11 protein-coding genes are annotated in these 12,955 nt (G+C 52.4%); 4 read left to right on the top strand and 7 right to left on the bottom strand.

What is annotated here, in order from left to right; genetic code table 11:
• Nucleotides 1-9: 9 nt before the first annotated feature.
• Nucleotides 10-1,413 (bottom strand): glycoside-pentoside-hexuronide (GPH):cation symporter, encoded by a 1,404-nt coding sequence (locus tag C1N59_RS06885; RefSeq protein ID WP_054687471.1) that lies wholly within the window; start codon nucleotides 1,411-1,413, stop codon nucleotides 10-12.
• Between the two features lie 607 nt (nucleotides 1,414-2,020).
• On the opposite strand from C1N59_RS06885, the gene C1N59_RS06880 reads away from it, so the two are divergent.
• A complete protein-coding gene (locus C1N59_RS06880) occupies nucleotides 2,021-3,274 on the top strand; it encodes a mechanosensitive ion channel family protein (protein ID WP_039338178.1) in 1,254 nt (417 codons plus the stop codon).
• 253 nt (nucleotides 3,275-3,527) lie between these two features.
• A complete protein-coding gene (locus C1N59_RS06875; protein ID WP_006119987.1) occupies nucleotides 3,528-3,731 on the top strand; it encodes a hypothetical protein in 204 nt (67 codons plus the stop codon).
• Nucleotides 3,732-3,893: 162 nt separating this feature from the next.
• Here C1N59_RS06875 and C1N59_RS06870 read toward each other — a convergent pair whose 3' ends face one another.
• From C1N59_RS06870 to apbE, 3 genes are all read right to left on the bottom strand, one after another.
• The gene (locus C1N59_RS06870) at nucleotides 3,894-5,546 is read right to left on the bottom strand and encodes a multidrug ABC transporter permease/ATP-binding protein (RefSeq protein ID WP_058702163.1); all 1,653 of its coding nucleotides are present in this window, start codon (nucleotides 5,544-5,546) and stop codon (nucleotides 3,894-3,896) included.
• A gap of 85 nt (nucleotides 5,547-5,631) precedes the next feature.
• Entirely contained in the window at nucleotides 5,632-6,273 is a 642-nt protein-coding gene (alkB, locus tag C1N59_RS06865; protein WP_039338180.1) for a DNA oxidative demethylase AlkB, read from the bottom strand.
• A 13-nt stretch (nucleotides 6,274-6,286) separates the two neighbouring features.
• Nucleotides 6,287-7,327 carry an FAD:protein FMN transferase ApbE gene (gene apbE / locus C1N59_RS06860; protein ID WP_033740598.1) on the bottom strand — a complete coding sequence of 347 codons (1,041 nt, stop codon included), beginning with the start codon at nucleotides 7,325-7,327 and terminating at the stop codon, nucleotides 6,287-6,289.
• A 145-nt stretch (nucleotides 7,328-7,472) separates the two neighbouring features.
• On the opposite strand from apbE, the gene C1N59_RS06855 reads away from it, so the two are divergent.
• Nucleotides 7,473-7,586, top strand: a complete 114-nt coding sequence (locus tag C1N59_RS06855) for a hypothetical protein (protein WP_006119983.1) — start codon at nucleotides 7,473-7,475, stop codon at nucleotides 7,584-7,586.
• Between the two features lie 147 nt (nucleotides 7,587-7,733).
• Nucleotides 7,734-7,889, top strand: coding sequence for a hypothetical protein (locus C1N59_RS06850; RefSeq protein ID WP_262959303.1), 156 nt, complete (start codon nucleotides 7,734-7,736; stop codon nucleotides 7,887-7,889).
• 31 nt (nucleotides 7,890-7,920) lie between these two features.
• On the opposite strand, the gene ompC is transcribed toward C1N59_RS06850, so the two are convergent.
• From ompC to C1N59_RS06835, 3 genes are all read right to left on the bottom strand, one after another.
• A complete protein-coding gene (gene ompC, locus C1N59_RS06845; RefSeq protein WP_006119981.1) occupies nucleotides 7,921-9,048 on the bottom strand; it encodes a porin OmpC in 1,128 nt (375 codons plus the stop codon).
• A gap of 583 nt (nucleotides 9,049-9,631) precedes the next feature.
• On the bottom strand, nucleotides 9,632-10,801 hold the full coding sequence (locus C1N59_RS06840; protein WP_033740600.1) for an HlyD family efflux transporter periplasmic adaptor subunit: 1,170 nt from the start codon (nucleotides 10,799-10,801) through the stop codon (nucleotides 9,632-9,634).
• Complete coding sequence (locus C1N59_RS06835) at nucleotides 10,798-12,936, bottom strand: type I secretion system permease/ATPase (RefSeq protein WP_394550453.1); 2,139 nt, start codon at nucleotides 12,934-12,936, stop codon at nucleotides 10,798-10,800. Before C1N59_RS06835 ends, C1N59_RS06840 begins: the two co-directional genes overlap by 4 nt.
• Nucleotides 12,937-12,955: the final 19 nt, after the last annotated feature.

The following is a 12,955-nucleotide window of genomic DNA, read 5'->3' as shown; positions in this document are numbered from 1 at the left end:
CGCAGAGGCTCACTCAGAATGCGTCGATAACAGGTCGTCTTCGATGGTTTTCATTTTGGCCGTGGTCAGTATGTAGCGCGTGCGGACCAGCCACACAGAAAGCAGATAACCCACGACCGGAATCCAGACCATCAGCGTATAAATGCCCGCAATCGCGCTAGCTTTTTGAATGGCGACATTGGCCTGATAACCGGTAACCGACAGCACGGCCCCCACCATCGCGCCACTGACGGCCAGCGCAATTTTGAGTGAAAACAGGTTACCGGAGGCACAGATGCCGGACAGACGTTTACCCGTTTTCCAGTCGCCATAGTCATCCACATCGCCGATAAACGACCACAGAATGGGCGCGCCAATCTGATGAATCACTGACAGAACAAAGAACCAGACAAAGACCACCAGCACATTCTGCGCGGGCAGAAAAAAGAATCCGACAGACATCATCAGCGCGATAGCTTTGCATGCCTGGTAAACGGTGACTTTGCACCAGCGGTTGGTGAAATACGGTGTGATATAAGAACCCAGAATCCCGGCAACAATCCCGGTGCTCAGAAATAGCGTGGCATAATAATCGTTTAGCCCCATCACGTATTTGGCAAAATAAATACACGCGGCCCCGCGCACAAACGACGGAATACAATCCAGGAACATGGCAAAGACACAGACGACCCACTGATCGTTTTTCATGATTTGCCGGATAATGTTAAAAATGGAATCCCCGGCGTTGCTTTTGGGGATCACGCGCTCCCGTGTCGTAGCCACGCAAAAGACAAACAGGAACAGGGAAATCACGGCAAAAATCGTAATGACCCAAAAGAAGCCCATTTGCCGGTTGCCGTTACCGAAGAAAGCCACCATCGGCAACAATGTCAGAGTACAGAATAAGCTGGCAAAGCCAGCGCCCATAAAACGAAACTGCTGACAGGACACCCGCTCCTGCGCATTGGTGGTGATAACACCGCCTAGCGAGCAGTACGGAATATTCACACCGGAATACAGCAGTGACAAAATCAGATAGGTAATAAACGCATACAGGATCTTTGCATTACCCTGCAAATCGGGCGTGTAAAACATCACCATACAACTCATGGCAAACGGTACGGCGAAGCCAATGATCCACGGACGAAAGCGCCCCCAGCGTGTGGTGGTTTTATCAATCCAGGCGCCATAAAAAGGATCAAAAATCGCATCTGCAAAACGGACAACAAGAAAGATGGTCGCCACCACGCCCGGAGCCAGACCAAATATATCCGTATAAAAAAATGACAGGAACAGGGTTATCGGGTTGAACAGCATATTACAGGCTGCATCACCGGCCCCAAATCCGGCCTTCTCAATAAAGCCTACACGACCCGAGCGGTCTGACTGAACAGCGTAATCGGCATGAATGGTTGACGTTATGTGCGTTTTCATTTTCCACCTTCCTGAAAAGAGGTGGCGATAAGCATATGTTTTAGAGGTATTTTTAACCTACGATAACGCTCTCATAAGCAAAATAATAACCATATATTCCATGTATTCAGCGTATATGGGCATATATTCAGCCATCATCTCGCCTGGGATAAAACCGACAGCAACCTGATTAATACGCGTCAGTCACCATCAAAAATTTAATTTTCTGCAAGTATAAAACCTGACGCTAATCACCTTTCCTGTGCAAAGGAGAAAAACGCCGACGATATTATTCCTTCTCTGATTCGCCTCTCCCCCTGCCTTAATCTGCAATGCGGTTTGTTGCGATGGAGACCTCCGCGCGTTACCCGCACTCACCTTCATGAGACAATGCGATGCATCGACAAAACATCGCGGTTAACGACCCGCGCTGGAACAGATAGCCGCGCACGTCAACAACAGCACGGTCACCACCTCCGGGCTGACGGCCCGTGCCGCGCGGCTTACATTCAGGCACAAACAACATTTATTTAACCGCGGTCGCGCGAAGAGCAGGCGCACGCTACGCTTATCGCCATCAACAGGTTTGTGGTTGAATACCAGCAACATTTCCAGGCTTACGATTAACATGAATTATTTTAACGACATACAACACTTTATCGAGAATAAACCCGCCCTTTCTATTGCTGTTAACCTCCTGGTGTTGATTGTCGCGGGCCTGGTAGCCCATCTGATATGCAAATTTTTTGTGGTCAGAGTGGTGCGTAAAGTGTTCTTCAGCAGTCACAAGAATCAGGTGCCGCTGGATAAAGATGTCAGATTGTCTGAAAAACTATCCAATTTTATTCCGGTCATCACGGTCTACTTCCTGTTACAGTTTATGCCGGACCTGCCCGAGCACCTGTTAATCGCCATAAAAACCATTTGCGGCATTTTATTTATGGTTTATCTGTCGCTGTTTTTTAATGAAGTACTGGAGATTGTGAACATCTCCTATGTCAAAAAATCAAAACGTAAAAATCATTCAATCAAGGGCTATATTCAGGTCGGTAAGATTCTGGTCCACATTATCTCTGCGATAATGATCCTGGCCATTATGTCGAATAAGTCTCCAGCCATTATCATCTCCAGTCTGGGTGCCGTGGCAGCGGTTCTGATGCTGGTCTTTCAGCACACCTTGTTATCACTGGTGGCGAATATTCAGCTCTCATCGAATGACGTGCTACAGCTTGGCGACTGGATTGAGCTGCCCGCGAATAATATCAGTGGCGAGGTCATTGATATTGCGCTGCACACCATCACCATTCGTAACTGGGACAATACACTTTCGCGTGTGCCCACAAAAACCTTTCTGACCGAAACGTACACCAACTGGCAGGCAATGTTTTCCTCCGGGGCACGACGCATTATGCGGAGTTTCTACCTTGATCAAACGTCAATACGCTTTGTAGATCATGCCATGCTGGAGCCGATGGTCCAGGTCCGCGGCATCAGCGAACAACTGTCAAAGCTGATGGATGGTCGGGAACTGAGCGCGGTCGGTGACCGTTGGTTTGTTGAAAACGGCATGACTAACCTGATGGTCTTTCGTCACTATCTTACTGCCTGGCTGACACAGCGGGAGGATATCCACAAAGACATGTATATCGTGGTGAGATCGCTGAAACCGTCAGCCGAAGGGTTACCGATTGAGATCTACTGCTTTACCTCCTCCGTACTCTGGGTGGACTATGAAAATACGCAGTCGGCAATCTTTGAATATATCTATGCCATCGCTAACGTTTTTTCATTACGTATTTATCAGCGCCCGTCCGGCAGCGATCTCAGTTTTCTGTCGCAGGGGCCTGTCCGGCAAGCAGCAGAAAGTGAACCCCAACCGTGAAAGCGGAAAACGCAGAACAGATAGCATGGCAGTGAGCGGATAGTGAGTCGGGCCACGCTGAGGCGGTTTCCCTCTGGCTTGCCAGAAAAAGGCCTGAAAGGGAGATTCAGGAAAAAAGTCATTGGGTTAACGTGACATGCAAAGTGTTTGTGGCTTCACAAAACGGGCAAATATGACAGCCATTCATGAAATTGAAACAATTTTGTAATAAAAATAACTTATTCTGTTTCTTCCTGAAATCGAGGATACAGATATGGTCATCAAAGCTAAGAACCTGAAGGATGCAGAAGACTTACTGCATTCAGGCATCAGTAAGGTGGAGCTGGCATACGACATCGGTTGTGACGATTTCTTCCGTCTGGCAAGTCAGTGGTGCGATCGCGGTGCGCGCATCAGTAAAGGCCAACACCACTTTGTCGTGTCACTGAAAAACTTTGCCATCCCACCCAATGATTGATTATCTCAAGCGACCAACCCACCGTTGTTGGCTCTGGCACTGTCAGGCCTGAGTGGAAGCTGAAAACGCCAACCCAACATTGAAAAGCCGCTGATTTGAGCGGCTTTATCTTTTGTCTTATTTCCGTTAATCGTCGATGCGCCGGCAACGGCTGCCACGCGTCTACAAGCCGGTATCGGTAAGCTTTATCGCATCCTGCGTGGCCCGCTCGCGCTCACTGTCGGTTAACTCATACAGCCTGCCATCGCGCATCTCCAGCAGACGATCGGCATGAATGAAGTAGTGATCATCATGGCTGATTGCAAAGACGGTCTTGCCCGCCGCCTGCAACGCAGGCAGCAGTTCGCGGTAAAACACCCGGCGGAAATGCGGGTCCTGATCGGCGGCCCACTCATCCAGCAGCAAGACGTCGCGTTGTTCCGCCACCGCCAACAGTAACGCCAGCCTTTTGCTCTGCCCCTTCGACAGTTGCAGATTAAGTATCTTATTCCCCTCAATCTTCAGCTTGTCCTGCATTTTTAGCTTTTCAAGCCATAGCTGGACGCGGGCAGGCGAAGCCGGTTCGCCCTGACTGTCAATCAGGCGATCAAACAGGTGCACATCGGTAAAGACGGCTGAAAAATGCTGCCGCCAGGCATCCCGGTCGCCAGCATCGACCGGCTGACCGTCGATCACCAGACAACCGGACTGGGGCTGATACAGACCTGTCAGCAGCATCGCCAGCGTCGACTTACCGCTGCCGTTACCGCCAATCAAAAACACCAGTTCGCCACGACGAAGCGTCAGGTTTACCGGCCCCACCCGAAACCCGTTTTCACCGTAATGAAAGGTGACGTCGCGCAACTCAAGCGTTTGCCACGGAGTTGTTGCTGCGGGGACAGGAAAATCAGGTTGATAAGGTGCAAGTTCAAACAGCGCGAGTTTGCGAAAGGCCACCTGCGCGCTGAGCAATGTCGGCAAGGCCCCTACCGCCGACAGCAGCGGCGTGCGCAGAAACAGCAGCGTCAGGGAAAACGTTGCTGCGACAGCCGTATTCGCCCAGCCCAGACTGTTTGCCATGAAAAAGACCATGCCGATGGCACCCAGCGTCATGATATTGGACCAGTTGACGGCACTGAGGTGGAAAGTATCGGCGCGCACAATGTGGTGCCGGTAAGCGCGGGCATCCTGCTGATAAACCGTGTCATAAATCAGTCGGGCACGCGCGCGGTTAAGCTGCAGCTCTTTACGTCCTTCAATCACCGTCTGGTAGTCACGGTAAAGGTTGTCTTCAACTTCACGCAGTTTCGCCATGTGCTGATAAACCCGGGAAACCAGCATCCAGCCGCCCACCAACGTCACAGCCAGCCAGCCGCTGGTCACCAGCAACATTTTCGGCGACAGCCAGGCAAGATAAAGCGCTGAACCCAGCGTGATAATGATGCCCTGAATCAGCTCCGGCAGACGCACAAACGCAAGGGTAATGGCCCGGATATCGCTGGTTAATCCTGCCAGCAGTTGCGCACTGCCTGTTTGCTCGATGCGCTCCACGCGCGTATCCAGAATACGTTTGATAAATTCGCCGCGCAGCCGCCAGACAAACTGATGCCCCAGCCAGGTCAGCGACAGCTGTGAGGCCAGGGTCACCGCCATCAGCAGCGCGACCTGAGCCAGAAAAGCCGGCAACACGCTTAGCGAGGTATTCACCGCAACAATCATCTGGCTGTTAATAAACGCAATCATGCCTAATCCCAATGCCGCACTCAGCAGGGTGAGCAAAATCACACCAATAAACGGCCAGCGATACTGATTAAAAACAACCTGTAACAACGCCATAAAACCTTACCCGGCAATCCACTGAGCCTGCAGTGTAAAGTGATGGCAAATGATAGCAATAGTTATTCGCACTAACTTGCGCACGTTAAAACGCCCGGCGAAATGTCAGGTTATAGCGGAACGCGCCAGTCAGCGGATGAATACCGGCTTTCAGCGGCAATATTCCATGGTAACGCAGGCGAGACGGGCCGCCCCAGACCACCACATCGCCGTGTTCAAGTAGCACCCGCTGCGCCTGATCGCTGCGTTCAAAACCACCAAACTGAAATACAGCAGGCAACCCCAGCGACACAGAAACGATCGGCTGACGCAGATCTTTCTCGTCTTTATCCTGATGCAAAGTCAGTTTTGCCCCAGGTTCATAGCGGTTGATGAGGCAGGCATCCGGGTTAAACGCCGGAAAGCCCGCCTCTTCTGCCGCCTGACGGGCCAGTAGCCGGAACGTCTCCGGCATCGCAGGCCACTGGCGTTGATGTGTGCTGTCCTGCTCACTGTAACGGTAGCCGCGCGCATCCGTGGACCAGCCAAAATCACCACAGTTGGTCATGGCGACGGACATGCGGTGTCCTCCCGGCGTAATACGGTGTTCAAACGGATTGCTCTTCGCAATCGTCATGATCGCCTCATACAGTGCGTCGGCCTGATCGCGGGCACGTCGCCGCAATATCACGGCGCCGTCCGCCAGCGGTTCCTGCCAGGGTGAAGCGTCACTAAACAGATCCAGCATGCGTTTCTCTCTGTCAGTCAGATGGAATAATGAAAGCGGTAAATTGTGGCGACATCCAGCTCACAAATTTGTCCCCTTCCTTCGTAATCAGGTACACCGCCAGCTTCTCTTTCAGAGCCAGCGCTTTGGCTTTTTCTGTGCCTAGCACCATAAGCCCGGTATCCCAGCCGTCGGCTTCCATCGCGGTCGTGGCAATCACGGTTGCCGAAACCAGCTTGTGATCGACAGGCCGGCCTGTGGCCGGATCAATAATGTGGGAGAGGCGTTTGCCGTCCAGTTCATAATAGTTGCGATAGCTCCCCGACGTACTGATCCCATGGCCCTGCAGATCGACTCTGGCCTGAACCGCATTTTCTCTGTCGGTCGGTTTTTGAATCGCAACCCGCCACGGCTGGTTCTGCGCGTTCATTCCGCGGGATAAAACGGCTCCCCCGACCGACACCAGATAGTTATTGATGCCTTCCTGCTCCATCAGGCGAGCCAGATGATCGGTGGCAAATCCTTCGCCCATAGTGGAGAGGTCGACATACAAGCCTGGCAGATCTTTCTGCAGCCATTGTCCGTTGCTGCCCTGTATGACGCGCAAATGCTGTAAGCCGGTCAACGCTCTGGCCGCAGCAATCTGTTGATCATCGGGAATATGCACGGGCTGTTTATCCGGCCCAAACCCCCATAAATTCACCAGCGGTCCCACCGTAATATCCATGGCGCCTGCTGTTTTTTTACCGATACGTAAAGCCATCGTCACAATATCAGCCATGTTTTCACTCACCGGCTGCGGCGTGGTGGCGCGGCTCTGATTAAAGCGAGAGAGCACGGAGGTAGCCTTCCAGGTTGAAAGTTCGGCATCGTCGGCATCCAGTTGTTGCTGAATGCGCTGCTGCAGATCGGCTTTACGCGTTTCATCCACGCCCGCCAGGCTCACCCGCCACACCGTTCCCATCGTTTTCCCTTCCAGCACCATTCCGTCTTTGGTTTTTGATGCGGGATGATCACATCCTGCTACCAGCAGGACCGCCGCCACTAACAGCAGATTAATCTTACTTCTCATCATTATTCATCCATAACGGGCGTTTTATGCCTGCTTCAAAGCATAAACATTAAGTAAATTAAATTAAAACTGGTTGATAAAGCTGAGTGAGTCGCACAGACTGGATCGTTCTCCTCAATACTGAGGGCGTAAGCATAAGGAGCAACAAATGATTTATATAATCCTTGCCGTTGCGCTGGGCCTGTTCGTTATTGGCAGTTATAAAACCTGGCAACAACGCCGTCACCGCCACATGGTTACGACTTATCTGCGCCGTCGTTGATCACGTCTGCACCATCAAAGGTCATTCTCTTCCCCTGAATCGCCGGCCATTGTAGCAAAACGGGCGAGATGTCCGTGGCTATGAGAGCGGTCGGACTGGCATGAATCCTGCACGTGTAATGCTATCTGCGTTGCCGGGAGAGAGAGGATGGAAAAGCCAGAAATCGAAATGACGGCGTTACAACGCTGGTTGAGTTACGCCGCGTTTACCTTGTCAGGTGTGGCGTTTGAAGGGGCGAGATACGGCAACGTTCTTGTGCCGTCAGACGAAAACCATCCGCCAGCCTCGGTGGGTGAGGAATAACGCAGGGAGCGCATAGCGCTCCCTGCTTTTATCAGAACTGGTAAACCAGTCCTACGCCCACCACATCGTCGGTATTGATACCGGCCGCTTTGGTAAAGTCATTATCGTCCAGCAGGTTGATTTTATAATCAACATAGGTCGACATGTTTTTGTTGAAGTAGTAAGTCGCCCCTACGTCGACGTATTTCTTCAGATTTTGTTTGCCCCAGTTCTGGACATCAGTACCGCGTGAGTTGATGTACGCCAGAGACGGACGCAGACCGAAATCAAACTGGTACTGCGCCACCAGTTCCCAGTTGTCGGCTTTATCGGCGTATCCGTAAGCGGTGTTCGCCTGGTTGCCGCTGGTGCTGTCGCCAAAGCTGATGGCGTTATAGGCGCGCGTGTACATCGCGGCCAGGTAAATATTGTTGGCGTCGTATTTCAGGCCACCGGTATAGGCTGCAGCTTTATCACCGCGTCCCAGAATGCCTGGCGCATTACCATTTTGGTTATTAGTACGATCGGACTGGAAGGTCGCGGCACCGATGCCGAAGCCCGATCCCAGATCGTACGTGGTGCTCAGGCCCCAGCCGTCGCCGTTCTCACCCAACACATCACGACCGCCTGACGTTTCAGTGGGGTTATCGTTCTTGCCTTGATACTGAACCGCAAAGTTCCAGCCATCGACCAGTCCGAAGAAGCCGTTGTTACGGTAGGTTGCCATGCCGTTACCGCGCTGGAACATAAAGTTATCCGCGCCATAGGTATCGCCACCGAATTCAGGCAGCACGTCTGTCCACGCGCCAATGTCGTAAGCGACACCGTAGTTACGGCCATAGTCGAATGAGCCCGCATCGCCGAATTTTAACCCGGCAAAGCCAACACGGGTATAGCTGTCAGCTGTTCCCTGGGCTTCTGAATTGTTGAGCGCGGCCTGGTATTCCCACTGGCCGTAGCCGCTCAGTTGATCGGTAACCTGGGTTTCACCCTTGAAGCCAAAACGCACATACGACTGATCGCCATTGCTACTGTCGTTGTCCGAGAAATAGTGCAGGCCGTCTACCTTGCCAAATAAATCTAATTTATTGCCGTCTTTATTATAGATTTCAGCCGCATTTGCCGATCCTGCCGCTGCGAGTAAAGCAGGGATCGCCAGGGAGAGAATGTGACGCTTCATTTTATTACCCTCTGTTATGTGCCTTTTATATTTGCCACTGCTGACCGATGATAAATCGGTTGAAGGCCCATTGTTATTTCAACAAGCGTAATAATCCATCGCTAAAATGATACGAAATTTCATAAAGTGTTTCTTTAACTGTAAAATTTATTTCAGGATATGAATATTATGGAACTAATTAGCCGCACAGAGTGATAAAAAATAAAGCACAAATTGATAATCCCTTACTTAATAATAGTTATTCCTATGATTTTAGTGGGAATATTCCTAAGCACTCAATGATAAAACATCTTTCCCATAATCCCTATAATTACACCCGCTATCATCATTTATTTCTTATCTTCATTCACCCCCGAATGATTTCTTAAATGCTAATTAAGCGCCGGGCATATTGCCCGGCTTTTTTTTGCCTGCTGTTCAGTGTCTGGTCAGCTGTGCGGAAAATAGCACCGCTAAGTGCTGAATTATTCGTCACTTATGCCGCTTCGCCCTCGCCAAATTAACCCGCGCCTCTTACAAAGTTTCCCCTGTATTTTATCACGGACCGAAACCAGCTAGGTTACCGGTCCGGTTCCACGCCTTATTAACGTTCACGCATCGATTCTTTGACCTTATTCAACGGCTTAAGCAAATAATCCATGACAGATTTCTGCCCTGTCTTGATCTCTACATTCGCCACCATGCCCGGCACAATGGGGAAGCGTCGTCCGGCCCGGTTTGTCAGCTCCGCTTTTTGTGTGCGGACATAAACACGGTAATAAAACTGATCGCGCTTAACCTCATCCTGCAAGGTATCTGGCGAGACCGTTTCCACCACGCCCGGCAGGTCACCGTAGATGGAAGAGTCATAGGCGGTCACTTTCACCACGGCTGGCAGGCCGGGCCGAATATAGGCGATATCACGAGGATTGATACGGGTTTCGATTAGCAGTTGATCTTCCAGCGGCACGATTTCCATCATCTTACCGCCCGGTTCGAGCACACCACCGACCGTGGTGACCTGGATATCCTTCACGATACCCCGAACGGGTGAAGTGAGCGTGGCACGCGTCAGCAGGTCTTCTTTGCCTGCGGCAACCTGTAGCTGGGCATCCAGTTCCGCATTGTTTTTTACCTGCTCTTCATGGGCACGGACCAGATAATCGTTACGTGCCTCATCAATTTTACCGCGCAGATCGCTGACCTGACGGCGCAGGCGAATGACTTCCACCTGCCCTGCGGCGCCCTTCGCCACCAGCGGTTCCGTTAAACGCAGCTCATCCTGAACCAGCCGTAAAGACTGTTGCAGGTTGCTGATCGTCTCTGTCAGGTTACGGCGACGTGATTCGTACAACTGCTTCTCACGCGCCACCAGTTGCGGCTCTTTTAGCGTCTCTGCGCTGAAGGTGAGCGGTGTACCAGACAGCTCTGCGCTCAGTCGCTCAGACGAAGCGCGCAGCGTCCTTACCCGTGCCTGCACTTCACCAAAGTTAGACTGAAAACGGGTGGGATCCAGAGTGGCCAGAATCTGGCCTTTTTCGACGATATCGCCCTCATGCACGTTAAGCTGCTTCACGATGCCGCCGTCCAGACTGTCAATTACCTGCGCACGGGTTGACGGCGTCACTTTTCCGGTGCCGACCGTGACTTCATCAAGAATGGCGAAATGCGCCCAGATCAGAAAAAGCACCAGCGCGGCGGTGCACAACCAGATGATGGTGGATGTGCGTCGCTCATGTTTGGCCAAATCTTTATCTAACATGACGATGCTCATGCTGCCCCTCCCTGACCGGCATCCGCGGTCGCGCGCCGCAGAATCTGCTCTTTTGTCCCATCCGCAATGATGCGGCCGTTTTCCATCACCACGATACGATCAACCATCTTCAACAGTGCGGGACGGTGCGTGACCAGGATTAACGTTCGTCCACTGATCCAGCTCTGCATCTGGCGGATCACATGATCTTCAAGTTGCTCATCCATCGAGGCGGTGGGTTCATCCAGCAGCACAACCTGTGGCTGGCGCAGAATCATCCGGCTGAGCATAATCATCTGGCGCTGGCCGCCCGACAGCCCACGGCCACCTTCATTAATAATGCGATCCAGACTGGCCGCATCCTGCTGAACCAGCGACAACGCACCGCTGATACGCAGCGCCTGCAGCATCTCCTGTTCACTGGCGTGTGGATTCCCCAGCAGCAGATTCTGACGTAACGTGCCGAAGAACAGTCGCGAATCATGAGAAAGCCAGCCGAGCTGACGGCGGAGATCCGTGGGGTCGATTTGCGCCATATCTACGCCATCGACCAGCACTTTCCCCTGCGTGGCCTGTGCCTGACCGGCCAGAATTTTCAGCAGGGTGGATTTACCTGCACCGACCTTGCCCAGAATGGCGATTTTTTCACCGGGCCTGATGGTTAACTGCTGCACGTTGAGTACGTTCTTTTCGTTCTCTTCATCATAGGTGTAATGCACGTTGCGCAATTCATAGTGCCCGGTCAGCGTCGGACAGTGGGCCAATGTCGCGGTCTCAGGTTTATCGAGTGGTTTTTTCAGTAGCTCATCCAGCCCTTTCATTGCGGTTTTCGCATGCTGCCAGCGGGAAAAGACCATGGTGAGTTGCATCAGTGGCGCGATGGTGCGCGAGGAAAGCAGGCTACAGGCGACCAGCGTCCCGGTCGTGATTTGTGCGTCCAGCACCAGATAGACCCCAAAGACCAGCATGCCCGCATAGGTCAGCTGCTGCACGGTCGATGCCCAGCCCGTGAGTCTGGCCCCCCACAGGCGTTGCTGATTACCGATTGACGCACTGACCTCATGCGTTTGCTCCCACTGGCGTTGAAAATACGGCTCTGCCTGCAATGCCTTGATGTCTTCAATGCCTTCGATGGTCTCGACCAGCACCGCATTACGCAGTGCCCCTTCACGTAAGCCGGCTTTCGCCAGCCGGGCCATAGGAAACTGTACCAGCAGGCCTGGGATAATAATGAGGGGAATGGCGGCCAGCGGAGTCAGGACCAGCCAGCCGCCAATAAACGACATAATAAACAGGAAGAGAATGACAAAAGGTAAATCTGCCGCCGCGCCGACGGTCGTGGAGGTCAGTAACTCGCGCACCTGATCGATCTCGCGCAGTTGCGAGATAAAAGAGCCGGTTGATTTAGGTCGGGATTCGTTACGAATATTCATCGCCCGGGCAAACAGCATGGCAGAGACTTTCAGGTCAATGCGTTTCCCCATCAGATCGGATACCTGCGTGCGCATCAGACGAATCAAATATTCAATGGCGGCGGCAATCAGCACGCCCACAAACAGCACCCACAACGTAGCTTCGGACTGCGCAGGAATGACCCTGTCGTAGACCTGCATGGAAAACAGAATCCCGGCCAGCGCCAGAACATTACTGATGATCGATGCCAGGGAAATCTCAGCAATACGGCGGCCCATGCCCCGAAAGTTTTTCCAGAACCAGTGCGGCTCATAGGGCTGAACAAACTCATCAATGCGGGCATCCCGCCCACGAGCGGCAACGCCAATAACGCCCACATCTCCTTGTGTACGCGAAAGCAGGCCCGCCAGCTCACCTTCGCGAATCACGTCACCGCCTTCGCTGAGCCAGTAACGTGCGCTTCCCTCCCCATCAATGCCTTCCAGCACCGCCACGCTATGGTTTTCCATAACCAGCACGACAGGCGTGATGTCCTGGCGCCAGCGCAGTTTGTTGGGGGACACCATGGTCAGGTGCAGGCCGAGCAAACCGCAAAGCCGTTCAAGTTGCTGTTCAGCAGGGAGATGTTCGAACCAGCGCATCTGCTGACGCAGCGTTTTGCCATCGGCAGGCTTGCCGAAACGCGCCGCCACACGCAACATCGCGGCAATCCAGTTTTCCGTCTTCAGGTTTTGTACACTCATTATTCACGCCTTTTAGTGC

This window comes from Pantoea sp. SGAir0183 (genome assembly GCF_043545505.1).
This window is presented reverse-complemented; position numbering and strand designations above follow the sequence as displayed.